Source organism: Xanthomonas maliensis (genome assembly GCF_009192945.1).
Lineage (GTDB): Bacteria > Pseudomonadota > Gammaproteobacteria > Xanthomonadales > Xanthomonadaceae > Xanthomonas > Xanthomonas maliensis.
The window spans coordinates 86,336-108,540 of the sequence record NZ_NSET01000044.1; the positions used below are offsets into that span (position 1 = coordinate 86,336).

Here is a 22,205-nt window from a genome sequence, read left to right on the forward strand (position 1 = left end):
GCGCAGCCAAACGCCCGTTGCAGCGCGCATCACGTTAGTTCGTCCGCGCGCACGTGCGTCATGCGCCGCGTGGCCAGGGCCACGCGTCGTTGGTCCACATGTCGTTTGGCACACGGATACACAGTCCCGGGCCGCTACGCTCAATTGCCCAGCTCATTGTGGCCCTACATGTCGCGCTCCACTCCTTCGGCTTCTGCTTCGATTCCCCCCCGCCCCGCTATCTTCGCATCGTGGCATCCGCTGTTGCGATTGATCGCGATCGCCGGCGTATTGGCGCTCGCACACGTCGCCTGGATCCCGTTTCCGTGGCGCATGCCGGTGGTTGGCATCCTGGGCGTGGCGCTGGTCTGGATGGAAACGCGATCGTTGACGGCGTGTGGCCTGCAGCGGCCACGCCTGCGTTCGCTGCTGCTGTGGAGTGCGCTGTTGCTGGTGCTGGTGATTGGCCTGATCACGCCACTGATTGCTCCGTTGATCGAGCATCTGGCCGGCACCAAGACCGACTACAGCGCGTATGGCGCACTGCGCGGCAACCTGCCAGCGGCAGCACAGCTGATCGGAGCGGCCTGGTTGAGCGCCGCGGTCGGCGAAGAGCTGGTCTTCCGCGCCTTCCTGATGCACCAGCTCGATGCCTTGCGGGGCCGCCTGCGCGGTGGCCACGTCGTGGCGGCGCTACTGGGCGGCGGCGTATTCGGCGTGATGCACGCCAGCCAGGGCATCGCCGGCATCGCATTGACTGGCCTGGTCGGCAGCGTGTTCGGCTATGTCTATCTGCGCTCGGGTCGCGCATTGTGGGCGCTGATCCTGGCCCATGGCCTGATCGACAGCTGGGGCGTCACCCGGCTCTATCTCGGCTGGTACCCGTAAGGGGCCGCAAGGACCGAGCGCGAAATAGCGCGTTGCCGTTTGTGCGGCGGTCCCGCTACAATGACGGACCGCTGCCGTACTTGGTTCGGCGCGTACTGCCACACTGCCATCGGTCGAGTTCCGTCTTGATCCTGCGGTTGGCAACACGGCCGACAACGGCCAACGTCTTATGGTGGCCCCGTCGGTCCCTCGCGACGCTAGATCGAAAATCCCGCCAGGGCCGGAAGGCAGCAACGGTATCGATTGATGCGGGCGCCGAGGTCAACCGGCGGGGACACCACCCTCTCTTTCGACTGCCCTCTGCGCCACGCGAGCGATCGGCGGCAAGCGAGCAGCGGCTCAGCGCTGCGCGCGTGGCGATGCGATCAGCGCTGATCCTCTTGTGGATGCAACCAGCCTGCATCGCCATCCAGATAGTGTTCGTGCTTCCAGATCGGCACGCGCGCCTTGACCTCGTCGATGATGAAACGGCAGGCCTCGAAGGCAGCGCCGCGATGCGCGGCACTGACGCCCACCCACACCGCCATGTCGCCGATCGCCAACTCGCCGACCCGGTGCACGCAGTGCGCGGCCAGGATCGGAAAGCGTGCCAGCGCATCGTCGAGCACGCGTTGGCCCTCGGCCTGAGCAAGGCTCGCATACGCCTCGTAGCGCAGCCCGGCGACCTGGCGACCGTCGTTGTGGTTGCGGACCCAGCCCTCGAAGCCGGCAAATGCTCCGGCCTGTGGATGCTCCAGCGCAGCGCGTAGCATGGACGCCTGCAGTGGCATCTCGGACAAGGCGAACTGCGCCATGCGCTGCTCGGACATGCTCAACCTCCCGATACCGGCGGAATGAAGACCACTTCGCTCCCCGCGCGCAACGGATCCTCCCAGCGCGCGAACGCTCCGTCGACGGCCACACGCAGCTGTGCCGGTGTCCAACGCAGGCCATGTCGATCATCGAGCTCGGCATACAGCGCCCGCAGATCCTGCGCAGCCGAGTGCACCTGCTCACTGGCCACGCCAGCAACCTCGCGCAAGCTTGCGAAGTACAGCACGGTCACCGTGACGCTCATCGCGGCGCTCCCACATCGCGCTTGCCGCCACGCTTGGACAGCAGTCGCGTAGGGCCGATGCGCATCGCATGCGACAAGGCCTTGCACATGTCGTAGACCGTCAACGCCGCCACGCTGGCGCCGGTCAAGGCCTCCATCTCCACCCCGGTGCGGTGCACGCAGCGAACTGTGCAAACGATCTGTAGCACCTGCGCACCTGCCCAGTCGATCTCGAAACGGCAGCCATCGATTGGCAACGGATGACAGAACGGGATGAGCTCGTGCGTCCGCTTGACCGCCAGGGTGCCAGCGATCACAGCGGTCTCGACGATGCCGCCCTTGGCGCTGCGCAATCCCTGCGCGCGCAGTTGCGCGGCCACTGCGGCCGGAAAGCGCACGCGGCTTTCCGCGCTGGCGCTGCGCGCGGTGACGGCCTTGTCCGAGACATCCACCATGGTGGGGAGTCCGGCATCGTCCAGGTGGGTCAGGCGCGCGGAACGGGGGGTGGCAGGCATGGGAAACGACACGGTGACAGAGACTCAGGATGCGGCATTCTCGGTGAACAGGGTGCCTTGATGGAACAGCAAGCGTCATCCATCGGCGCTCCTGCGCCATGACGAACTACGCAAGACCCGTGGTTCCACGCCATCGCAGTGGACCATCGTGCGCTCGCGCAGCGGCGCGAGCGTCGGCGCCAGCAGCATCCACTCGACGCCATTGGCCTCGCCATCGAACGCGGAAGCGGTCTACAGGCCGCGATCACCTCGGCTCGCGTGTAACGCCGTCCCGGCGTACCGAACTCGAGAAACGCCGGATCGAGCAATGCTTACGCTGCCTAACTGTCACCACCCGCCTGCGGATCGAGCGACCGCAGTTCCAGCGCGCGGCACTCATCCACCGATCAGGAACATCTCGACCGGCTTGCCACGCCGTGGCGCCGCGGCGCGCACTTCGCTGTAACGGTCGCCGCGCAGACTCCAGCGCTGACGCAGGTGGGTCGTCAGGCCCTGCTCGCCTTCGGCCAACGCGGGCTTGAGGTCATGGCCTTGGGTGGCGAACAGACAGGTATACAAATGCCCGTCGGCCGATACGCGCGCGCGCTGGCAATCGCCGCAGAACGGCACGCTGACCGAGCTGACGAAACCGAGCTCGCCCGCGCCATCGGCGAATGCATGCCGTTGCGCCACTTCGCCGACGTAGTTGGCATCCAGCGGCAGCAACGGCCAGCGCGCATGGATACGCGCATGCAATTGCGCCGACGTCACGACCGCTTCCGGGGTCCAGCCATTGCAGCTGCCCACGTCCATGAATTCGATGAAGCGCAATACGTGCCCGCTGCCGCGGAAGTGCTGCACCAACGGCAGCACCTGATCTTCATTGACGCCGCGCTGTATCACGCAATTGATCTTCAAGCGCTGGAAGCCGGCTTGCTCGGCCGCTGCGATGCCTGCCAGCACCTGGGCAATGTCGCCGCGACCGCCGCTCATGCGGTTGAACAGCGCAGGCTCCAGCGCATCCAGGCTGACAGTGATGCGGCGCAGTCCGGCCTGGCGCAGGGCGACGGCCTGGCGCGCAAGCAAGGCCCCATTGGTGGTCAGCGCGAGGTCTTCGATGCCGTCGATGGCGTTCAAGCGCGCGATCAAGCTCGGCAAGTCGCGACGCAGCAGCGGCTCGCCACCGGTCAGGCGCAGCTTGCTGACGCCGACGGCGACAAAGGCGCGGACCAGCGTCTCGATCTGGTCGAAATCCAGCCGCTGCTGCGCATCCAGTCCATAATCATCGGGAACCCGGTCGGCCGGCATGCAGTAGCCGCAGCGGAAGTTGCAGGCTTCGATCACCGACAAGCGCAGATCGCGCAGCGGCCGCCCCAAGCGGTCCTGCGTCGGCGCCGTCGCAAGATCCGGCAGCAGCAGAGCGCCCATCAGCCCACCATCGCCGCGGTCGGGTCCGCCAGCATCACGTGTTGACCGGGCACGGCCACCCGATGGCCGCGCGCGCGCAGCACCTCGGCATCGGCGTGGCTGGCGTAGTGGTAGAGCAGCATGCGGCCCAACAGGTCCTGCGGGTATTCCCGCTCCAAATCGTCCACGCCAGTATGCGACGGGTTGCCGTGAACGCCGCAATCATGTGCGATCAGCTCGCCTTCGTCGGCATAACGACTCAGCATTTCCGGAATCGGACGGGTATCGCCGGTCCACACCAGCGCCCCTTTCAGGCGTAGCCCATACGCGGTTTCTGGCCAGTGGTGACGCACTGGAAACACCTCCAGCCGGACGCCGTCGTGCCAGAACGCCTCACCGACCGGCACCAGCTGGAAGGCGTCCCAGAAGTTCGCGCCGCCCTCGGCCAGGACATTGGGATAGTCGGCGATCCGACGCTGCAACAGCGGCACCACCGGCGCTGGAACGTATAGCCGGGTGTGGCCGCGCCGTTCGGAAAAATAGCTATCCACGAACATCCGCTCCAGTCCGCCGACATGGTCCAGATGCACATGGGTGATGAAGATGGCCCGCGGTAACTGACGGTAGTGGTCCTGGTAAGCGGTCAGGCCTTCGCTGCCGCAATCGATGGTCAGCCACGGCGCGCCGGCGCGCTCCAGCGTGGCCATCGGCGAGCCCAATGCCACGGCCGAGGCATTGCCGACGCCCTGCAGCCGCAATGCCCACTGCATCAGGTCCCCCGGCTCCAGGCCAGCTCGTAGGCGCGGTGCAGGCGCGCGTAATCCTTGTCCACGTCCTCGCGGCTGCGCATGCCGCGCACCTTCAGCAGGGAGCGATGCAGCCGCGCCAGATTGCGCTCGCGCCAGCGGGTGGCGGGGATCCGCAACACGCCACGGTCGAAATCGATCAACCAGCCCTGCCCACCGGCGTCGAACAGGATGTTGTTGGCGTTGAGGTCGGCATGGTCCAGCCCGGCACGATGGAAGCGCGCGATCAATCGCCCGGTATCTTCCCAGGGCCCGCCACGACCGGCGACCTGCGCAAGCTCGGCCAGTGGGCGCACGTTTTCCAGCCGCTCCATCAACAACGCGGCCCGGTAGCGCAGACCCTCGCGCAGATAGCAGGCGGCCAACGGGCGTGGCACCGGCAAATCGCGCCGCAGCAGTTCGCGCATCAAGCGGAACTCGGCAAAACTGCGCGTCCGTGCCGCACCCTTCCATAGATACTGGTCGCGGCTAACCCGCGCAGCCATGCCACCGCGGCGGTAATGCCGCAGCACGCTGTGTCCGAACGACGCATCGATGAACCAGGCCGCGCCACGGCCGCCGGCGTCGACCGGGCGCGCCCGGTCGCCCCAGCGTTGCGGGTCGAACAAGCCGGCATCGGCTTGCCGCAGCCGTTCGCGGTCGAACAGAATGGCGCCATAGCCGCGCCCTTCGCGGTACGGCGTCAGCGCTTCAGTGGCGTCGAAGGCAACCATTCATCGAGTCTAACAACACCATGGCTTCAACGCCCGCCTCGCTCTGCCTGCTGCGGCTCTCCGCGCTGGGCGATGTCACCCATGTGGTGCCGCTGGTGCGCACGCTGCAGGCTGGCCTGCCCGACGCGCGCCTGCACTGGATCATCGACACCGTCGGTCTGAAGCTGCTCGAGGGCCTGCCAGGCGTGCAGTTTCATGTCTACGACAAACGCAGCGGTGTGGCCGGCATGCGCGCACTGCGGCGCACGCTGGCGCCGCTGGGCCGCTTCGATGCACTGCTGCAGATGCAGGTCGCCTTGCGTGCCAACGTGCTGTCGGCATTCGTTCCCGCCCGTCGCCGGATCGGCTACGACCGCCGGCGCTCGAAGGACCTGCATGGACTCTTCATCAATGCGCGCATCGCCGACCGCCCCGGCATCCATGTGCTCGACGCGATCGGCAGCTTCGCCGAGCCGCTAGGCCTGCAGCAGACCCAGGTCCGCTGGGACCTGCCGGTGCCGGCAGAAGCGCATGCATGGGCCCAGGCGCAATGGGACGACGATGGCCGGCCGGTGCTGATGATCTCGCCCTGCTCCAGCCATGTCCGCCGCAACTGGTATCCGGACCGCTACGCCGCACTGGCCGATCACGCGGCGGCGCAGGGCTGGCGGATCGTGCTGTGCGGCGGGCGCAGCGCGCTGGAACGCCAGACCGCCGATGCCATCCTGGCGGCGACGCGCGCGCCAGTGCTGGACTTGGTCGGGAAGGACACGCTCAAGCAACTCCCTGCCCTGCTCGCCCGCGCCAGCCTGGTGGTGACGCCCGATTCGGGGCCGATGCATATCGCCAACGCCATGGGCAGCAAGGTGCTGGGGCTGCACGCGGCCAGCAATCCGCAGCGCAGCGGCCCGTATTCGGATCTGCGCTACTGCGTGGATCGCTACGACGCCGCCGCACGTCGCCATCTGGGCAAGCCGGCCGAGCAATTGCCCTGGGGCACCAAGATCGAGTTCGACGACGTCATGCGCCTGGTCGAAGTGGACGACGCCATCGCTGCGTTCGAGCGTTACCGCAGCGACCATCCGCGCTGAGCGCCGGCCACCCGAGCGCAGCCCGATCAGCTCGCGCTGGGACGATAGTCCTGATAAGACTTCTCTTCCACGTAAGCCGAGCCCAGCGCCAGGTTGATCTGCTTCTTGATCCGCGCGCGCTCGTCGTTCTCGATGTAGACGCTGCGAGCCAGCTGCACGAACTCATCGTCGAAGGACTGCGCCTGCTCCTTTAGACGGATGTCGTCCTCGATCACCCATAGCCGCTCGTTGACCGCCTTCAGCTCGGCCCGCAGCCGCACGATGTCGTGCCCCGCGGCCGGATGCGCCATCCAGCTGGACTCCAGCGCCGACAACTCGTTGCGCACATTGGTCAACTTGGCCGGATCGCGCATGCGCTCGGACTTGATCTGCAGGATGGCGATCTTGTCGAGCAGTTCGCCAAAGGACACGGGCACCAGAATCTCGGACATGACGGACTCCAACGAAAGCGATGGGGGAAGTGTAGACAGGCCGCCGTTGGCGGACGATGCACAAACAAAAGCCCCCTTGCGGGGGCTGCTGTGGGTCGGATGAGTGCGCCGGCAAACTCTGCAGCACTGCTCATACACGCGACCTTCAAACTGGCGGAGAGGGGGGATTCACTCGGCGCTGCGCGCCTTCGCCCTACGGGCGGCTTCGCCGTGCAGACAGCTGCGCTGTCTGTCGAACCCGGGGCTTCTCATCCCCCCAATGCCGCCGGCGAAACTCACGCGACACCGTCACAACTCAACGCACCAAACTGGCGGAGAGGGGGGGATTCACTCGGCGCTGCGCGCCTTCGCCCTACGGGCGGCTTCGCCGTGCAGACAGCTGCGCTGTCTGTCGAACCCGGGGCTTCTCACCCCCCCAATGCCGCCGGCGAAACTCACGCGACACCGTCACAACTCAACGCACCAAACTGGCGGAGAGGGGGGGATTCGAACCCCCGAGGCGCTATAAACGCCTGCCTGATTTCGAGTCAGGTACATTCAACCGCTCTGCCACCTCTCCAGATGGTCCCCGGCGTACCGGGGCCGTGCATGATACGGGCAGCGGCCGCCCTCCACAAGCGGCCCGAGCTGGCTCTGCAGCGTGAACCCGTGCTGTGAGCGTGGCTATCGTCTGTTGCCCCTGGCCGGCGCGGCCGCGATGATGATGCCCGCACCCCACCCTGGCGACCGGCAATGCTCGAATTCGGACATCTCACCCACGTGGGCCTGCGCCGCGACCTGAACGAGGACACGTATTACGGCGATAGCGAGCTGGGGCTATGGCTGGTGGCCGACGGCATGGGTGGGCATGCCTGCGGCGAGGTCGCCAGCGCACTGGCGCGCGAGACCATCGTGCGCGAGGTGCGTGCCGGCACGGCGCTGGCGCAGGCCGTCCGGATTGCCGACGAGGAGATCATCAAGACCTCGCGGCGCTGCAACGACACCTTGCCGATGGGCACCACCGTGGTCGCCGCGCGCGTGCTTGGCCAGCGCTTCGAGGTGGCTTGGGTGGGCGATAGCCGCGCCTACCTGTGGCGCGATGGCCGCCTGGCGCAACTCAGCCAGGACCATAGCTATGTGCAGGAACTGATCGCCCAGGGCTCGCTGACCAGCGAACAGGCACGCGCCCACCCGCATCGTAATGTGGTGACCCAGGCCCTGGGCGTGACCGACCCGGCGCATCTGAACGTCGCCACGATGCAGGGCGAGCTGAAACCCGGCATGCAGTTGCTGCTGTGCAGCGATGGCCTCACCGAAGAGGTCGACGACACGGCGATCGCCGCCACGCTGTCACAGCTCGACTGCAGCGCCCAGGAATGCGTCGAATGTCTGGTCGCCGCCGCACTGGACGGCGGCGGCTCGGACAACATCACCGCCGTGCTGGTCCGTAGCCAGTAACCAGGCCGCGATTAACCGGCCAGCGCTTCGGTCTCCGCCAACGGCGGATCCCATAGCGCACGACCGGCCTTCTTGCGCAGCCGCTCCAAGCGCGCCTCATGGGCCTGCAACTCCGAGGCAGTGGCCACGACCCGCGGACGCGGCAGCAACAAGGCCGGATCGAATGCGATCGCATTCGATCCGCCATCGGCATGCGCGTCGCCTTCCAGGTTGCCGAAGCCGATCTCCTCCTGACCGGAGGTCAATGCGATATAGACGTCGGCGAGGATCTGCGCGTCGAGCAGGGCGCCGTGCAGCTGCCGATGGGAATTGTCCACGCCGAGTCGCTTGCACAACGCATCCAGCGAATTGCGTTGCCCCGGGTAGCGTTCGCGCGCCATCGCCAGGGTATCGACCACGCTGGCACGGTCGGTGATACGTCCATAGCCGTCGCCCAGCAGCGATAGCTCGTTGTCCAAAAAGCCGAGATCGAACGCCGCGTTGTGGATGATCAGTTCGGCGCCGTCGATATAGGCCAGGAATTCCTCGGCCACCTCCGCAAACACCGGCTTGTCGGCCAGGAATTCCAGGGTCAGGCCAGTGACTTCCTGCGCCCCCGGCTCGAAGTCGCAGTCCGGCTTGAGGTAGCGATGGAAGTGATTGCCGGTCGGCCGGCGCTCGAGCAGTTCGACGGCGCCGATTTCGACGACGCGGTTGCCTTTGCGCCATTCCAGGCCGGTGGTTTCGGTATCGAGAATGATCTGACGCATGGGTTCTCTTACGGTGTGGCCACGCCACTGCGCTGGGCAATGGCCTGAGTACGGGCGAGCACGTCGACGCGCTCGTTGTCCGGGTCGCCATTGTGCCCCTTCACCCAACGCCACTCGATGGTATGCCGCTGGGTCGCCGCATGCAGGCGCTCCCACAGCTCGCGGTTCTTCACCGGATCGCCGCCCGCGGTCTTCCAGCCGCGTCGCACCCAGCCGGCCATCCATTCGGTAATGCCTTGGCGGACGTATTGCGAATCGGTATGCAGCACGATCTGGCACGGTTCGGTCAGCGCTTCCAGCGCCATGATCGCCGCCATCAGTTCCATGCGGTTATTGGTGGTGGTGGCTTCGCCGCCGCTGAGCTCCTTCTCGCGGCCGTTGTAGCGCAGCAGCGCGGCCCAGCCACCGGGCCCGGGATTGCCGAGGCAGGAGCCATCGGTATGCACTTCGATCGATTTCATCAGGTTCCAGATCAGATGGTGGCCACGGGTTGCGGCCAGCGTGCCGGCAACGCGATCGGCGACGGGCCGATCGGCGCAGCGGCGCGTTTTTCCACTTCCAACAAATACACCGCCCGCCAGGGCGCACGCCCAGGATCGGACGCTCCCCGGCCATTGCGCCACACCGGGCCGAGGTAACGCTCGGGTCCCACGCAGTGCAGGCCGGCCCGCAGCGCCAGGCTACGCCAACGGTCCGGGCGCAGGGCGGCCGGACCGCGCCGCGCCCAGCGGAAGCGATAAGGGCTCAGCGGGTTGAGCGTGAACAACCACAGCCGCCCACCGGGCATGAGCACGCGCTCGCATTCGGCGAGAAAGTCGGCTGCGCCGCCCACCACCGCATGCTGTACGACGATCGCCTGCAGGCTCTCGTTCGGCAATGGGAGCGGCAACGCGCAGCGCACGTCACCGACCAGGCGGGGCCCGCTGCGCAGCAACCTTAGCCCCCGCCCCTGCAGGGCATCGCGCGGCGGCAGGTCGGCCGTGGGAACAATCCATAGCCACGGTTGCGACGGACGCTGCTGAAGCGCCGCAAGCGCCAGCTGGCGTTCCAGTTGCAGCAAACTGCGTCCCCCGCCCGTTTCAAACCAGGATGAGACGCCGGCTTGACGGGAGAAAGGCGCGGCAGGCATGGTCCCAATTCTATGCGACTGACCGCCCTGCCCGCATTCGAAGACAACTACATCTGGGTACTGGCCGCTGACGACGGCCGCGCGGTGGTGGTCGATCCCGGCCAATCGGCGCCCGTCCTGGCGGCTGCCGAGCACGGGGAGTTCCAGCCTGCCGCGGTGCTGCTGACCCATCATCATGCCGACCACGTCGGTGGCGTCGCCGAGCTGCGACAGCGCTGGCCGGGGCTGGACGTGTTTGGCCCGGATGACGAGCGGCTTCCGGATGACATCCATGTGGTTGGCGCGGGGGAGCCCTTGACCTTGCTGGGAACCCGCTTCGAGGTCCTTGCCGTCCCCGGCCATACCCGCAGCCACCTGGCCTTTGTCGGCGACGGCCGACTGTTCTGTGGTGATACCCTGTTCAGCCTAGGCTGTGGTCGCATGTTCGAAGGTACGGCGCCACAGATGTTCGACTCGCTGCAGCGACTGGCCGCCCTTCCAGGCGAGACCCAGGTGTGCTGCGGTCATGAGTACACGCTCCGTAACGCCGCTTTCGCGCTACATGTCGATCCCACCAACGCTGCCTTGCAGCGCCGTCAACAGGAAGCCCAGGCCATGCGTCATGCAGCCCGTCCTACCCTGCCGATTTCGCTCGCGAGTGAGCTGGCCACCAATCCCTTCTTGCGCACGGATGCTGCCGAGATTCGCGCTGCAATCGGCCGCCGCAACGCGAATGCCACTTCCGATGTCGACGTTTTCGCCGAACTTCGGCGCTGGAAAGACGACTTTAGGGCATGAGGCGCCTGTTCCTGACGGCCCTGGCCGCAGCTGCAGCGGTCGCGCCAGCCTGCTTGGCGGCGCCACCGACGGCCGAGGCCGCCGTTGACGCCCAGCCGCAAGCGACCGCCGCACCGGCAGTGCGCAACGGGCGCGACATCTTTGCCAACTTTCTGGAAGGCCGAGCCGATCCGGGCTGCGATAGCGCCCATACCGATGCCCGCTGGGAACAGCATTTCTCGCGCGCACCGTCGCGCCTGGCTGACGACTCACAAGACGTATTACCCCTGTTCGGCTATGTCGTGGATGCATTGCGCGAGGCCGACATGCCGACCGAATTCGCGCTGATCCCCTTCGTCGAGAGCGGCTATCGCCCGGGCGCCCGCAACGGCAGCGGACCGGCCGGACTGTGGCAGTTCGTCGCGACCACTGCGCGCAATCACCACGTGCCGGTCGGTGCGAAATACGACGGCCGCCTGTCGGCAGTGGACTCCACCACCGCCGCGGTGCGCTACCTGAAAACGCTGTATGGCATGTTCGGTGGCGACTGGCGGCTTGCCTTGATGGCCTACAACGCCGGCGAGTACCGCGTGCTGCAGGCCATGCGCACAGCCGGCATGAACGCACAGAACGCGCGCCCGGCCGAATTGCCGGGAATGTCCAAGGTCACCTACGACTACGTGGAAAAGCTGCACGCCCTGGCCTGCGTGCTCGACCATGCGCAAGAACACGGCGAGCTGCTCGCCTCGCTGGACAGACCGGTTCCGGTCCTGACCGAACATGCCTTGCCTGCCGGCACCAGCCTGAGCGCGTGGGCGGGCCAACGCGCGGTGGAACCGCAGTTGGTCGCTCGCCTGAACCCGGCGATTGCGGCAACCCGTTCCGCCCCCACCGGCGTGCGTGTCCTGGCACCGGTAGCAGCCGGTAGCGCACCTCAGACATCCTCGCCGAGCGTGGGCAGCCTAGCCGCCGCAGCCAGCAATGACGAGACTGCGGCAAACGACGCGCCTGCCGCGGCAAAAGCGACCGCGAGCACGGCGTCCGCACGCACGCCGCGCACCCACACGGTGCGCATTGGCGAATCGGCCTGGGCCATCGCGCGGCGCTATGGCGTCACGGTTGCCGCCCTGCTGGCCAGCAACGGCCTGGACAAGCGCGCGGTGCTCAAGCCAGGCATGGTGCTGTCCTTCGACGAGACGCCCTGAGCAACGCCACCAAGGCCTGCGCAGGGGCCAGTCCTCTGGCGCGCAAGCTCGCCCATCGCCCGCCCCTAAGCGCCGCCGCTTCAGGTGGGAGGGCCTCAGCGCTGTCGTGACGCCGCTGGTCATTGGAGACCCCATCTCGGTCGCGCGGCGACATCAATGCGCCGGTTTCGCGCCAGACGCAGCTCGCCAGGCTCCTTGCGGCTTCGCTTCGCGGCCATCGCGCCTGGCGCCGCCATCGCAGCTGCCGGACTCTTCGCCACCTCGCCCGCGCCCGCCCTAGCGGACCGGTTCGGGACGAGGCCGGGTCGGACCAGGCCGGCCCCGTCCATCCGCATGGGCGCCAATCCACGACGCGGACACCGATGCACCCGCATCCCAGCGCTCGACACACCCGCAACCGAGATCGCGGCGGCAAGCCACGGCAACCTGCTCAGTGACAGCACGCCGTCGACACGGCATTGCCACTGCCGGGTTATGCAGGCGTTGCGATCGGCGGCCGAGCCAGCCGGCGATCTGCCAATGCACCCACAGCGCGCACGCGCATCCCACAAACGACAGAAGGCCCGGCATTGCCGGGCCTTCTGCTGACCTACTTGACGCTTGCTTACAGCTGCGCGTCTTCGACCTGGATCTTGTAGTGCTTGCGCATGTCCTTGATGTAGGCCCTGACCGCACGATCGCCATCCATCTGGCTGAGCTGCTCGCGCAGCATCGTTTGCTGCTCGGCCGGCATCTGCGTCAGATCGCCTGGCGTGACCTTACTGACGACAAACACCGCATAGCGACCGCCATTGAGAGCGACCTTGCCGACAGAAGGCTTGCCCTCACTGGCGCGCGGCGCGCTGAAGATGGCGCGATTCGCTTCCGGCGTCGGGATCGGCGCGGTGCGCGGCAGGCCGGGGATCGGCGTGACCTGCAACTTCTCGCCTTCGGCCAGTGCCTGCAGCGTCTCTCCCTTCTGCAAGCGGGCGATCAGCGCATCGGCAGCCTTGATCTCCGCCTGCCTGCTGCGATCGGCATGAATCGCTGCAATCACCCGATCGCGCACCTTGTCCAGCGGCAAGGCCTGCTCGGCGGTGTGATTGGTCACCCGCAACACCACGCTGTGGTTAGGCGCGAGGGTGATCGGATCGCTGACCGTACCGTCCTGCACCAGCGTTTCGGAGAACGCCGCGCGGAGGACTGCCGGGTTGGCAGCCACGCCACTGGCATTGGCACGCGAGAATGGTCCCAGCGTCTGCACCGGCAAACCCACCTGCTTGGCGGCCGGTTCCAGCGCGGTCGGGTTCTTATAGACCAGGTCGACCAACTTGCCGCTCAGATCAGCAAAGGCCTTGTCGGCGTCGGCCTTGAGCTGTTCGGCCGCCAACTGGTCGCGCACCTGCTCGAATGACTTGCCCTGGCCGCCCTTGATCTCGCGCAGTTGGATGACGTGGTAACCGAATTCGCTCTTGATCGGGCCGACGACGTCACCAGCCTTCATCGCGAACAGCGCATCCTCGAACGGCTTGACCATGGTCCCCTTCTCGACCCAGCCGAGATCGCCGCCGGAATCCTTGGAGCCAGGATCCTGCGAATTGGCCTTGGCCAGCGCGGCGAAATCGGCGCTGGGCTGCTTGGCCTGCGCAGCCAAAGCGGTGGCCTTCTGCTCCGCCGCCTTCTGCGCGGCCTGATCGCTGCCGGCAGCGATCAGGATGTGCGAAGCCAGGCGCTGTTCCGGATCGACGAAACGCGCCTTCTCTTCGTCATAGCGTTTGCGCAGCGTCGCTTCGTCGGCCGGCTGCGCCGGTGGCAGGTTGGCGGCATTGAGTTCAACGTACTCGATCGACACCATTTCCGGCTGGCGGAAATCCTGAGCATGGCTGTCGTACCACTGCTTGACCTGCGCATCGGTGACCGCCGCGGTGTCGGCGGCCGGCTCGGGCAGAGTCGCCAGCTCCACATCGCGCGTTTCGCCCATCAGCTTGAGCAGGCGCTCGAACTCACTTTTGGTCGCGAAACCGGAATCGGCGATCGCCTGCGGAATCACCGATTGCTGCAGGCTTTCGCGCACCAGGCCATCGAACTGCGCCGGCGTACGCGGCGGCGTGCCTTGCGCAAGCGCGGCACGATATTGGGCGGGATTGAACTTGCCATCGACCTGGAAGGCCGGGATGTTGGCAATGTAATCGCGCACGGTCGCGTCACCGATGACGACCCCGGCGTCTTCGGCGCCCAGCCGAACCACCTGCTCGTCGATCATCTGATCGAGCAGCTGCAACTTGTTCTCGCGCGATTCGAACTTGCGCGGATCGAAGTCATCGCCCTTGCGCTGCCGCTCCTGCATGCGAGCCTGCTCGAACCGGGTGCGGAAATCCTGCGTGCTGATCTCGTGGTGCTGCCACAGCAACGAGACCGGCCACCACGACGGGGCCGATTTCCACCAGGTCGGGGGTGCCTGTACCTTGGCAACATTGTTGGCGCCAACGCCGCCCAGGTAGCTGTTGTCGATGACAAACAGGAACGGGATCATCAGCAACCCCAGGATGGCGGTGGCGATCCAGCCTGATGTCTTGTCGCGAAGTTTCTGCAGCATTGGCAAATCGAGGCCTGTGGGCGAGCCGCGCAGTGTAACGTGCTTCGTCCCGCCCGGCATCCGGCGCCGCCCCCGCCGACGGCGGAAAAAAGGCCGGAAAGCCTAATAAAAAAGCCCCCGGCAATGCCGAGGGCTTTGGATGAAACTGGCGGAGCGGACGGGACTCGAACCCGCGACCTCCGGCGTGACAGGCCAGCATTCTAACCAGCTGAACTACCGCTCCGCGCTTGAAACTTTTGCTTAGTGCTTTGTGGTGGGTGCTGAGGGTTTCGAACCCCCGACCCTCTCCGTGTAAGGGAGACGCTCTACCGCTGAGCTAAGCACCCTAGCGAGTCGATTAGTTTACTGCATCCTTAAGGGCTTTGCCAGCCTTGAATGCAGGATTTTTCGAAGCAGCGATCTTGATGCTGTCGCCGGTCTTCGGGTTGCGGCCGGTGCGCTCAGCGCGCTCGCGGACCTGGAAGGTACCGAAGCCCACCAGGGTCACGGCTTCGCCGCGCTTCAGCGCCTTGGTCACTTCGCTCACGACTGCATCGACGGCGCGACCGGCTTCCGCCTTGGAAATGTCGGCGGTAGCGGCAACGGCATCGATCAATTCGGTTTTATTCATTCTTTGGAACTCCCTGTGCGACGGATGCCGCGGAATCGACAGTCGGCGCTCTCGCCTTCGCGACAGCCCGACACAAGTGGTATCGCGTGACGCATCGCAATTCCGCGCCCACGAGTCGTGCATTTATACCAGCGCGCCCTATGCAGGCGCAAGCCAAAACCCAATAACGGCGCGGGTTTTGGCCTGTTCTGCCTGCGTTTAGACAGCCTGTGTCAGTGCTTGACGCGCGTGCCCGGAGTGGTACGCGACTTGCCGCGCACCGCAACCCGTGACCCGCCCTTGCGTGCCTTTTCCTTGCTTGCCTTCGACGGTGCGAGTGGACGTTCCAGTGCCAGATCCAGCACTTCGTCGATCCATTTGACCGGAACGATCTTGAGGTCACGCGTCACATTCGCGGGGATATCGGCCAGATCCTTGCGATTCTCGTCCGGGATCAACACGGTGCGAATGCCACCGCGCAACGCGGCCAACAACTTCTCCTTGAGTCCGCCAATCGCCGAGACGCGCCCCCGCAGGGTGATCTCGCCCGTCATCGCCACATCCGCGCGGATCGGCACCTTGGTCAGCACCGACACCAGCGACGTCACCATCGCGATGCCCGCGCTCGGGCCGTCCTTCGGCGTAGCGCCATCGGGCACGTGCACATGTACATCCTGTTTCTGCAGGAAATCCACATCGATACCCAAGCGCTCGGCACGCGAACGCACCACCGACAGCGCCGCCGACGCCGACTCCTTCATCACGTTGCCCAGCTGACCGGTCAGGATCAGGTTGCCCTTGCCCGGTACCAACGTGGACTCGATCTGCAGCAGATCGCCGCCGACTTCCGTCCAGGCCAGACCGGTGACCAGGCCAATCTCGTTCTCTTCTTCGGCGCGGCCAAAGTCGAACCGACGCACGCCCAGGTACTTATCGAGATTCTTCGAGTTCACCTCAACCAGCGCCTTGGACTTGCCCTTCTTTGCCGCCGGCTTCTTGGCTGCCGGTTGCGGACCGGCCAACGCAATTTCCTTCACCACCTTGCGGCAGATCTTGGCGATTTCGCGCTCCAGATTGCGCACGCCCGATTCGCGCGTGTAGTAGCGCACGATGTCGCGGATGGCATCTTCGCCAATCGCCAGTTCCTGGGCAGCCAGGCCGTTGGCCTTGATCTGCTTGGGCACCAGATAGCGCGCTGCGATGTTGAGCTTTTCGTCCTCGGTGTAACCCGGGATGCGGATCACTTCCATGCGGTCCAGCAACGGCCCGGGGATGTTGAGCGAATTGGAGGTCGCCACGAACATCACTTCGGACAGGTCCAGATCGACTTCCAGGTAGTGATCGTTGAAGGCGTTGTTCTGCTCGGGATCGAGCACTTCCAGCAGCGCCGACGACGGATCGCCACGGAAGTCCATCGACATCTTGTCGATCTCGTCGAGCACGAACAGCGGGTTCTTGCTGCCGACCTTGTTGAGGTTCTGCACCAGTCGGCCCGGCATCGAACCGACATAGGTGCGGCGATGACCGCGGATCTCGGCCTCATCGCGCACGCCGCCCAGGCTCATGCGCACGAACTTGCGATTGGTCGCCTTGGCGATGGACTGTCCCAGCGAGGTCTTGCCCACGCCCGGCGGACCGACCAGGCACAGGATCGGGCCCTTCATCTGCTTCACGCGCGACTGCACGGCCAAGTACTCGAGGATGCGCTCCTTGACCTTGTCCAATCCGTAGTGGTCGGCATCCAGGGTGTCCTGCGCGACCTTGAGGTCCTTGCGCACCTTGCTGCGCTTCTTCCACGGCACGCCCAGCAACCAATCCAGGTAATTACGCACCACCGCGGCTTCGGCCGACATCGGTGACATCTGCTTGAGCTTGTTGAGCTCGGCCTTGGCCTTGGTCTCGACCGGCTTGGGCATACCCGCCTCGGCGATCTTGCGCGCCAGTTCCTCCAGCTCGCCCGGCGCATCGTCCAGGTCGCCCAGTTCCTTCTGGATGGCCTTCATCTGCTCGTTGAGGTAGTACTCGCGCTGGCTCTTCTCCATCTGCGACTTGACCCGGCCGCGGATGCGTTTCTCCAGCTGCTGCACGTCGATCTCGCCATCGACCAAGCCGACCAGCAATTCCAGCCGCTCACCGATATCGGTGATTTCCAGCAGCCGCTGCTTGTCGGCCAGGCGCACGCCGATATGCGCGGCGATGGTGTCGGCCAGGCGACCCGGCTCGTCGATGCCGGCCAGCGTCTGCAGCAATTCCGGCGGCAGCTTGCGGTTGGTCTTGACGTATTGTTCGAACAGCGACATCAGCGAGCGCGCGATCGCCTCGACCTCGCGCGGCTCGCGCGCATCGCTGGTCTCGACCTCGATGCCACGGCCTTGCAGGGCGCCGTCCTGCTCGGTCACCTTGTCGACGGTGACCCGCGACAGACCCTCCACCAGCACCTTGATGGTGCCGTCAGGCAGCTTCAGCAATTGCAGCACCTGCGCCAGCGTGCCGACCGTGTACAAGTCACTGGCGGCCGGGTCGTCGGTCTCGGCAGACTTCTGCGCCACCAGCAGGATGCGCTTGTCCGCCTCCATTGCCTTTTCCAGCGCGCGCATGGACTTGTCGCGACCAACGAACAACGGGATCACCATGTGCGGGAACACCACCACGTCGCGCAGAGGCAACACCGGTAGTTCGAGGACTTCAGAGTGGGACTGGGCCATGGGGCGCTCCGCAGGAATCGGGAAGAGGGCATAAAAAAGCCGATGGCCCCGTTATGGGGCCATCGGCGAAGGCTTGCAAGTAGCGGGACGCAGCCCTTTAGCCCCCAGCGGGGCTGGCGCTGCGGGACGGCCGAGTCCGTTCAATCGCCAGAGGCGGCCTTGGCCGGCGCCGGCTGGGCTTGGTAGATCAGGTAGGGCTCGGACTTGTGCTCGATGACCGACTCGTCCACCACGACCTTGCTGACGTTTTCCTGCGAGGGCAGCTCGTACATGGTGTCCAGCAGCACCGATTCGACGATGGTGCGCAGGCCACGTGCACCGGTCTTGCGCTTGAGCGCCTTGCGGGCGATCGCCGACAACGCATCCGGACGGAACTCCAGCTCCACGCTTTCCATCTCGAACAGCTTCCGGAACTGCTTGGTGATGGCGTTCTTGGGCTCGGTCAGGATCTTGATCAGCGCCGGCTCGTCCAGCTCTTCCAGGGTCGCGACCACCGGCAGGCGGCCCACGAACTCCGGGATCAGGCCGAACTTGATCAGATCCTCCGGCTCGACCTCGGCCAGGATCTTGCCCACTTCCTGCTTGCGCTCGCTGCTCTTCACCTTGGCACCGAAGCCGATGCCACCAGCGTCGTTGGAGCGCTGCTGAATCACCTTGTCCAGCCCGGCAAACGCACCGCCGCAGATGAACAGGATGTTCTTGGTGTCGACCTGCAGGAACTCCTGCTGCGGATGCTTGCGGCCACCCTGCGGCGGCACCGAAGCCACCGTGCCTTCGATCAGCTTCAGCAGCGCCTGCTGCACGCCTTCGCCGGACACGTCACGGGTGATCGACGGGTTCTCGCTCTTGCGCGAGATCTTGTCGATTTCGTCGATGTAGACGATGCCCTGCTGCGCCTTCTCGACGTCGTAATCGCACTTCTGCAGCAGCTTCTGGATGATGTTTTCCACGTCCTCACCGACGTAGCCGGCTTCGGTCAGCGTGGTCGCATCGGCGATCGTGAAGGGCACATTGAGCAGCCGCGCCAGGGTTTCGGCCAGTAGCGTCTTGCCCGAACCGGTCGGCCCCACCAACAGGATGTTGGACTTGGCAAGCTCGACATCGTCGTTCTTGCTACGGCTCTCGATCCGCTTGTAATGGTTGTAGACGGCAACCGCCAGCGTGCGCTTGGCGCGCAGCTGTCCGATCACGTACTGGTCCAGCACCTCCAGGATCTCGCGCGGCTTGGGCAGGCTGGAACGCGCCGACTGCGCCTTCTCCTCGAGCTCCTCGCGGATGATGTCGTTGCACAGCTCAACGCACTCATCGCAGATGAACACGCTGGGACCGGCAATCAGCTTGCGGACCTCATGCTGGCTCTTACCGCAGAAGGAGCAGTAGAGGATCTTGTTGCTGTCGCTGGAACGACCTTGGCGGTCTTCGCTCATGCTTCTGTTACCCAGTTACCCCACCCGATCGCACGGGGGTTCGATTCGAGAATAGCACAGGGCCGGGAGGACGTCCGTCCACCCCGACCCTGCCAGTTTTCACAACGTTTTCAGGCAGTTGCCGATCAAGACGGTTGGATCGACTCTTCCGGGCGACGTTCCAGCACCTGGTCGACCAGTCCGTAGGCCTGGGCGTCCACCGCGCTTTTGAAGTTGTCGCGCTCGGTATCGCGCGCAATGGTCTCCAGCGACTGGCCGGTGTGCTTGGCCAACACTTCGTTCAAGCGCGAGCGCAAGGTCAGGATTTCGCGGGCGTGGATGTCGATATCCGTGGCCTGGCCCTGGAAGCCACCCAGCGGCTGGTGGATCATTACCCGCGAGTTCGGCAGCGCGTAGCGCTTGCCCGCCGCACCCGAGGCGAGCAGCAACGCGCCCATCGAGGCTGCCTGGCCGACGCAGATGGTACTGACGTCCGGCTTGATGTACTGCATGGTGTCGTAGATCGCCATGCCGGCCGTGACCACGCCACCGGGCGAGTTGATGTAGATGCTGATGTCCTTTTCCGGGTTGTCCGCTTCCAGGAACAGCAGCTGGGCCACGATGACATTGGCCATGTGGTCGTCGATCGGGCCGACCAGGAAGATCAGACGCTCCTTCAGCAGGCGCGAGTAGATGTCGTACGCACGCTCGCCACGGCTGGTCTGCTCGACCACCATCGGTACCAGATTCAGAGCTTTGGTCACATTGTCCACGCGAGGGGAATCTCCTGAGTCGTTAGTTGAATCCCCGCACATGGATGTGCGGGCTGTTGCGAGGGACTCGCATTTACATCTTCCCCGTACATGAATGCGCGGGCTGTGGATCTGCGGTCTTGCCAAGGACGCGCATCGCCCCTCCCGCAGCCAGCACGCGGGGAAGACGGTGCGTGATCCACCTTACTGGCGGATCGCCTCCTGGAACGACAGCGCCTGCTCGGTGTGCTGGGCGCGCTCGGCGATCCAGTCGATCACCTGCTCTTCCATCACGCGGCTCTGCAGTCCGTTCATCAGTTGGGGGTCGTTGCGGTACATCTCAATGACCTGCTCGGGCTCTTCGTAGGTCGAGGCAATCAGACGCAGCGTTTCGCTGACGCGCTTGGACTCCAGACGCAGCTCGTTGCGACGGGCCACCTCGCCCACCAGCAAGCCGACCAGGACGCGCTTGGAAGCAGCATCCATGAAGCCCTGGTGTGCATCGGCCGGGATGTCGCCCGGATTGCGGCCGCTGCGGCGCATCTGCTCGACCTGCTGGGCCAGCATCGCACGCGCCTCGTTTTCGACCAGGCGCGGCGGCAGCTCGACATGCGCATAGGCGGCGATCAGCTGCTCGCCCACTTCGCGCCGCAGCCGGTTCATCAGCGCACCCTTGAGCTCGCGCTCCAGATTGGTACGGATATCGACGCGGAACTGATCGGCATCGCCACTCTTCACGCCGAAGCTCTTGATGAACTCCTTGTCCACCTCCGGCAGCACCGGCTCGGAGACCTCGACCGCCTTGACGTGGACCTGCACGGTCTTGCCAGCCAACTGAGGCACCCGCCAGTCGGCCGGGAAATCGACGCTCAGGGTCTTCTCTTCGCCCTTTGCCAGGCCTTCCAGGCCCTTCTCGATCTGGTCGAACATCACGCCCGAGCCCAGCACGCTGCTGCCGGTTTCCACGCCTTCGGCCGGCAGCCGCTCGTCGCCGGCCTGCGACCAGGTCTCCAGCGCCACCAGGTCGCCGACCTGGGCACCGCGGGTGACCGGGTTCCAGGTCCGGCGCTGCAGACGCAGGTTCTCGATCATCTGGTCGATGTCGGCGTCGGTGACCTCGGCGGTGTGACGCACCACCGACAGCTTGGCGACGTCGATATCACCGAACTCCGGCACCACCTCGAACGTGGCGACGAAATCGAAATCGCTTTCGCCAGCGCGATCGATGCGCGGATTGCCGGCCAGCCGCAGCGCGTGCTCGCGCACGGCCGAGTCGAAGGTCTCGCGCAGCAGCCCATCCATCGCCTCGGCACGCACCTGCTGACCGAAACGCTGTTCGATCACTTTGGCCGGCACCTTGCCGGGCCGAAAGCCCTTGATGCGTGCGGTACGCGCGATCTCGCGCAAACGCCCACCGACGTGCGACTCCAGGCGCTCCTGCGGCAGGGTGAAGGTCAGGCGGCGTTCCAGATTGCCGGTGGATTCGATCGAAGCTTGCATGTGGACTCCTGCCACCGACGGCATGCAGCGTCGGCACGAGATGGAAAGGCGGGTTGACGGATGGCGGGAACGCCGCCGAGCCCTGTAGTTTGGCTGATAACGCTGGCCGCTGCTAGCGGGGGCGGCAAGGAGCGGAATGCTGAACGCGGCGCCGCTCCGGCCGGAAACCCACGGCCGGGCCTGTTGGTGCGAAAGGGGGGACTCGAACCCCCACGCCTTGCGGCGTCAGAACCTAAATCTGGTGCGTCTACCAATTCCGCCACTTTCGCAATGTTGCGCCCGCCCGGCATTGTTGCAGGGATACCGGCAAAGAAAAAGCGCCCGCGCGCGCCGCCTTCTCTTCCGACGAGGCGGCGGACCGATCGAGCGGAATCCTGCCGCTTGGGTCGCCGCATAGAAAAACAGCCACTCGGCTTGCGCTGAGTGGCTGTCTTGTTTGGTGGGCCGTCAAGGATTCGAACCTTGGACCTATTGATTAAGAGTCAACTGCTCTACCAACTGAGCTAACGGCCCCTGAAACTGGTCGCACATTGTATGTGCTTTCTTGCCTCGTTGCAACACCCTGCGAGACATCGGGT

The 22,205-nt window shown here is 65.4% G+C and carries 21 protein-coding genes, 5 tRNA genes and 2 other RNA genes; 6 read left to right on the top strand and 22 right to left on the bottom strand.

What is annotated here, in order from left to right; all coding sequences use genetic code 11:
- The first annotated feature begins 312 nt into the window (after positions 1–312).
- Complete coding sequence (locus tag CKY51_RS13585) at positions 313–867, top strand: CPBP family intramembrane glutamic endopeptidase (protein WP_031339747.1); 555 nt, start codon at positions 313–315, stop codon at positions 865–867.
- A gap of 178 nt (positions 868–1,045) precedes the next feature.
- Positions 1,046–1,142: signal recognition particle sRNA small type (gene ffs, locus CKY51_RS13590), an RNA gene on the top strand.
- A 90-nt stretch (positions 1,143–1,232) separates the two neighbouring features.
- On the opposite strand, the gene CKY51_RS13595 is transcribed toward ffs, so the two are convergent.
- The 6 genes from CKY51_RS13595 to CKY51_RS13620 form a co-directional block, all read right to left on the bottom strand.
- Positions 1,233–1,682, bottom strand: a complete 450-nt coding sequence (locus CKY51_RS13595; protein ID WP_031339748.1) for a molybdenum cofactor biosynthesis protein MoaE — start codon at positions 1,680–1,682, stop codon at positions 1,233–1,235.
- On the bottom strand, positions 1,679–1,924 hold the full coding sequence (locus tag CKY51_RS13600) for a MoaD/ThiS family protein (RefSeq protein ID WP_022972281.1): 246 nt from the start codon (positions 1,922–1,924) through the stop codon (positions 1,679–1,681). The genes CKY51_RS13595 and CKY51_RS13600 overlap by 4 nt, the downstream gene beginning before the upstream one ends.
- Positions 1,921–2,418, bottom strand: a complete 498-nt coding sequence (gene moaC / locus CKY51_RS13605) for a cyclic pyranopterin monophosphate synthase MoaC (RefSeq protein WP_022972282.1) — start codon at positions 2,416–2,418, stop codon at positions 1,921–1,923. Before moaC ends, CKY51_RS13600 begins: the two co-directional genes overlap by 4 nt.
- Positions 2,419–2,793: 375 nt before the next feature.
- Positions 2,794–3,825, bottom strand: a complete 1,032-nt coding sequence (moaA, locus tag CKY51_RS13610; RefSeq protein WP_022972284.1) for a GTP 3',8-cyclase MoaA — start codon at positions 3,823–3,825, stop codon at positions 2,794–2,796.
- Entirely contained in the window at positions 3,825–4,574 is a 750-nt protein-coding gene (locus tag CKY51_RS13615) for an MBL fold metallo-hydrolase (RefSeq protein ID WP_022972285.1), read from the bottom strand. The genes moaA and CKY51_RS13615 overlap by 1 nt, the downstream gene beginning before the upstream one ends.
- Positions 4,574–5,323: a 3-deoxy-D-manno-octulosonic acid kinase gene (locus tag CKY51_RS13620; RefSeq protein ID WP_022972286.1), complete on the bottom strand. Its 750-nt coding sequence runs from the start codon at positions 5,321–5,323 to the stop codon at positions 4,574–4,576. The genes CKY51_RS13615 and CKY51_RS13620 overlap by 1 nt, the downstream gene beginning before the upstream one ends.
- 20 nt (positions 5,324–5,343) lie before the next feature.
- Between CKY51_RS13620 and CKY51_RS13625 the strand changes: the two genes are divergently transcribed.
- Positions 5,344–6,393, top strand: coding sequence for a glycosyltransferase family 9 protein (locus CKY51_RS13625; RefSeq protein WP_022972287.1), 1,050 nt, complete (start codon positions 5,344–5,346; stop codon positions 6,391–6,393).
- A 26-nt stretch (positions 6,394–6,419) separates the two neighbouring features.
- Here the strand turns inward: CKY51_RS13625 and CKY51_RS13630 are convergent, their stop codons facing one another.
- From CKY51_RS13630 to CKY51_RS13640, 3 genes are all read right to left on the bottom strand, one after another.
- Positions 6,420–6,824 carry a DUF6165 family protein gene (locus CKY51_RS13630; protein ID WP_031339749.1) on the bottom strand — a complete coding sequence of 135 codons (405 nt, stop codon included), beginning with the start codon at positions 6,822–6,824 and terminating at the stop codon, positions 6,420–6,422.
- Between the two features lie 151 nt (positions 6,825–6,975).
- A non-coding RNA gene (locus CKY51_RS13635) (RtT sRNA) lies at positions 6,976–7,096 on the bottom strand.
- A 196-nt stretch (positions 7,097–7,292) separates the two neighbouring features.
- A tRNA-Ser gene (locus CKY51_RS13640) sits at positions 7,293–7,383 on the bottom strand.
- 173 nt (positions 7,384–7,556) lie between these two features.
- Between CKY51_RS13640 and CKY51_RS13645 the strand changes: the two genes are divergently transcribed.
- Complete coding sequence (locus CKY51_RS13645; protein WP_022972308.1) at positions 7,557–8,261, top strand: PP2C family protein-serine/threonine phosphatase; 705 nt, start codon at positions 7,557–7,559, stop codon at positions 8,259–8,261.
- Positions 8,262–8,272: 11 nt separating this feature from the next.
- On the opposite strand, the gene dnaQ is transcribed toward CKY51_RS13645, so the two are convergent.
- Genes dnaQ through CKY51_RS13660 form a run of 3 tightly spaced genes read right to left on the bottom strand, consistent with a single transcriptional unit; the run spans position 8,273 to position 10,139 of the window.
- Positions 8,273–9,010 (bottom strand): DNA polymerase III subunit epsilon, encoded by a 738-nt coding sequence (gene dnaQ, locus CKY51_RS13650; protein ID WP_022972307.1) that lies wholly within the window; start codon positions 9,008–9,010, stop codon positions 8,273–8,275.
- Positions 9,011–9,018: 8 nt separating this feature from the next.
- Complete coding sequence (gene rnhA / locus CKY51_RS13655; RefSeq protein ID WP_022972306.1) at positions 9,019–9,471, bottom strand: ribonuclease HI; 453 nt, start codon at positions 9,469–9,471, stop codon at positions 9,019–9,021.
- Between the two features lie 11 nt (positions 9,472–9,482).
- Positions 9,483–10,139: a class I SAM-dependent methyltransferase gene (locus CKY51_RS13660; RefSeq protein ID WP_031339759.1), complete on the bottom strand. Its 657-nt coding sequence runs from the start codon at positions 10,137–10,139 to the stop codon at positions 9,483–9,485.
- A gap of 12 nt (positions 10,140–10,151) precedes the next feature.
- Between CKY51_RS13660 and gloB the strand changes: the two genes are divergently transcribed.
- On the top strand, positions 10,152–10,916 hold the full coding sequence (gloB, locus tag CKY51_RS13665; protein WP_031339758.1) for a hydroxyacylglutathione hydrolase: 765 nt from the start codon (positions 10,152–10,154) through the stop codon (positions 10,914–10,916).
- Positions 10,913–12,100: a lytic transglycosylase domain-containing protein gene (locus CKY51_RS13670; RefSeq protein WP_022972303.1), complete on the top strand. Its 1,188-nt coding sequence runs from the start codon at positions 10,913–10,915 to the stop codon at positions 12,098–12,100. The genes gloB and CKY51_RS13670 overlap by 4 nt, the downstream gene beginning before the upstream one ends.
- Positions 12,101–12,704: 604 nt before the next feature.
- Here the strand turns inward: CKY51_RS13670 and CKY51_RS13675 are convergent.
- The 10 genes from CKY51_RS13675 to CKY51_RS13720 all read right to left on the bottom strand — a co-directional run bounded on the left by CKY51_RS13675 (position 12,705) and on the right by CKY51_RS13720 (position 22,140).
- The gene (locus CKY51_RS13675) at positions 12,705–14,675 is read right to left on the bottom strand and encodes a peptidyl-prolyl cis-trans isomerase (protein WP_022972302.1); all 1,971 of its coding nucleotides are present in this window, start codon (positions 14,673–14,675) and stop codon (positions 12,705–12,707) included.
- A 146-nt stretch (positions 14,676–14,821) separates the two neighbouring features.
- A tRNA-Asp gene (locus CKY51_RS13680) sits at positions 14,822–14,898 on the bottom strand.
- A gap of 28 nt (positions 14,899–14,926) precedes the next feature.
- Positions 14,927–15,001 (bottom strand) — tRNA-Val (locus CKY51_RS13685).
- Positions 15,002–15,012: 11 nt separating this feature from the next.
- Positions 15,013–15,408 (bottom strand): HU family DNA-binding protein, encoded by a 396-nt coding sequence (locus CKY51_RS13690; protein ID WP_280524708.1) that lies wholly within the window; start codon positions 15,406–15,408, stop codon positions 15,013–15,015.
- 89 nt (positions 15,409–15,497) lie between these two features.
- Positions 15,498–17,969: an endopeptidase La gene (gene lon, locus CKY51_RS13695; RefSeq protein WP_152249365.1), complete on the bottom strand. Its 2,472-nt coding sequence runs from the start codon at positions 17,967–17,969 to the stop codon at positions 15,498–15,500.
- Positions 17,970–18,109: 140 nt separating this feature from the next.
- Positions 18,110–19,396 carry an ATP-dependent Clp protease ATP-binding subunit ClpX gene (clpX, locus tag CKY51_RS13700; RefSeq protein WP_152249366.1) on the bottom strand — a complete coding sequence of 429 codons (1,287 nt, stop codon included), beginning with the start codon at positions 19,394–19,396 and terminating at the stop codon, positions 18,110–18,112.
- Positions 19,397–19,521: 125 nt separating this feature from the next.
- Complete coding sequence (gene clpP / locus CKY51_RS13705; protein WP_152249367.1) at positions 19,522–20,148, bottom strand: ATP-dependent Clp endopeptidase proteolytic subunit ClpP; 627 nt, start codon at positions 20,146–20,148, stop codon at positions 19,522–19,524.
- Between the two features lie 183 nt (positions 20,149–20,331).
- On the bottom strand, positions 20,332–21,627 hold the full coding sequence (gene tig, locus CKY51_RS13710; protein ID WP_022972297.1) for a trigger factor: 1,296 nt from the start codon (positions 21,625–21,627) through the stop codon (positions 20,332–20,334).
- Between the two features lie 184 nt (positions 21,628–21,811).
- Positions 21,812–21,896, bottom strand: a tRNA-Leu gene (locus CKY51_RS13715).
- 168 nt (positions 21,897–22,064) lie between these two features.
- Positions 22,065–22,140: transfer RNA gene (locus tag CKY51_RS13720), tRNA-Lys, on the bottom strand.
- Between the last annotated feature and the right edge of the window lie 65 nt (positions 22,141–22,205).

Coding starts and splice junctions, on each gene's coding strand:
- CKY51_RS13585 (WP_031339747.1), top strand. CDS start 313: ATGCCGGTGGTTGGCATCCTGGGCGTGGCGCTGGTCTGGATGGAAACG.
- gloB (WP_031339758.1), top strand. CDS start 10,152: ATGCGACTGACCGCCCTGCCCGCATTCGAAGACAACTACATCTGGGTA.
- CKY51_RS13690 (WP_280524708.1), bottom strand. CDS start 15,408: ATGCACGACTCGTGGGCGCGGAATTGCGATGCGTCACGCGATACCACT.
- CKY51_RS13600 (WP_022972281.1), bottom strand. CDS start 1,924: ATGAGCGTCACGGTGACCGTGCTGTACTTCGCAAGCTTGCGCGAGGTT.
- CKY51_RS13675 (WP_022972302.1), bottom strand. CDS start 14,675: ATGCTGCAGAAACTTCGCGACAAGACATCAGGCTGGATCGCCACCGCC.
- CKY51_RS13645 (WP_022972308.1), top strand. CDS start 7,557: ATGCTCGAATTCGGACATCTCACCCACGTGGGCCTGCGCCGCGACCTG.
- CKY51_RS13625 (WP_022972287.1), top strand. CDS start 5,344: ATGGCTTCAACGCCCGCCTCGCTCTGCCTGCTGCGGCTCTCCGCGCTG.
- lon (WP_152249365.1), bottom strand. CDS start 17,969: ATGGCCCAGTCCCACTCTGAAGTCCTCGAACTACCGGTGTTGCCTCTG.
- tig (WP_022972297.1), bottom strand. CDS start 21,627: ATGCAAGCTTCGATCGAATCCACCGGCAATCTGGAACGCCGCCTGACC.
- dnaQ (WP_022972307.1), bottom strand. CDS start 9,010: ATGCGTCAGATCATTCTCGATACCGAAACCACCGGCCTGGAATGGCGC.
- moaC (WP_022972282.1), bottom strand. CDS start 2,418: ATGCCTGCCACCCCCCGTTCCGCGCGCCTGACCCACCTGGACGATGCC.
- moaA (WP_022972284.1), bottom strand. CDS start 3,825: ATGGGCGCTCTGCTGCTGCCGGATCTTGCGACGGCGCCGACGCAGGAC.
- CKY51_RS13670 (WP_022972303.1), top strand. CDS start 10,913: ATGAGGCGCCTGTTCCTGACGGCCCTGGCCGCAGCTGCAGCGGTCGCG.
- rnhA (WP_022972306.1), bottom strand. CDS start 9,471: ATGAAATCGATCGAAGTGCATACCGATGGCTCCTGCCTCGGCAATCCC.
- CKY51_RS13620 (WP_022972286.1), bottom strand. CDS start 5,323: ATGGTTGCCTTCGACGCCACTGAAGCGCTGACGCCGTACCGCGAAGGG.
- clpX (WP_152249366.1), bottom strand. CDS start 19,396: ATGAGCGAAGACCGCCAAGGTCGTTCCAGCGACAGCAACAAGATCCTC.
- CKY51_RS13660 (WP_031339759.1), bottom strand. CDS start 10,139: ATGCCTGCCGCGCCTTTCTCCCGTCAAGCCGGCGTCTCATCCTGGTTT.
- CKY51_RS13615 (WP_022972285.1), bottom strand. CDS start 4,574: ATGCAGTGGGCATTGCGGCTGCAGGGCGTCGGCAATGCCTCGGCCGTG.
- CKY51_RS13630 (WP_031339749.1), bottom strand. CDS start 6,824: ATGTCCGAGATTCTGGTGCCCGTGTCCTTTGGCGAACTGCTCGACAAG.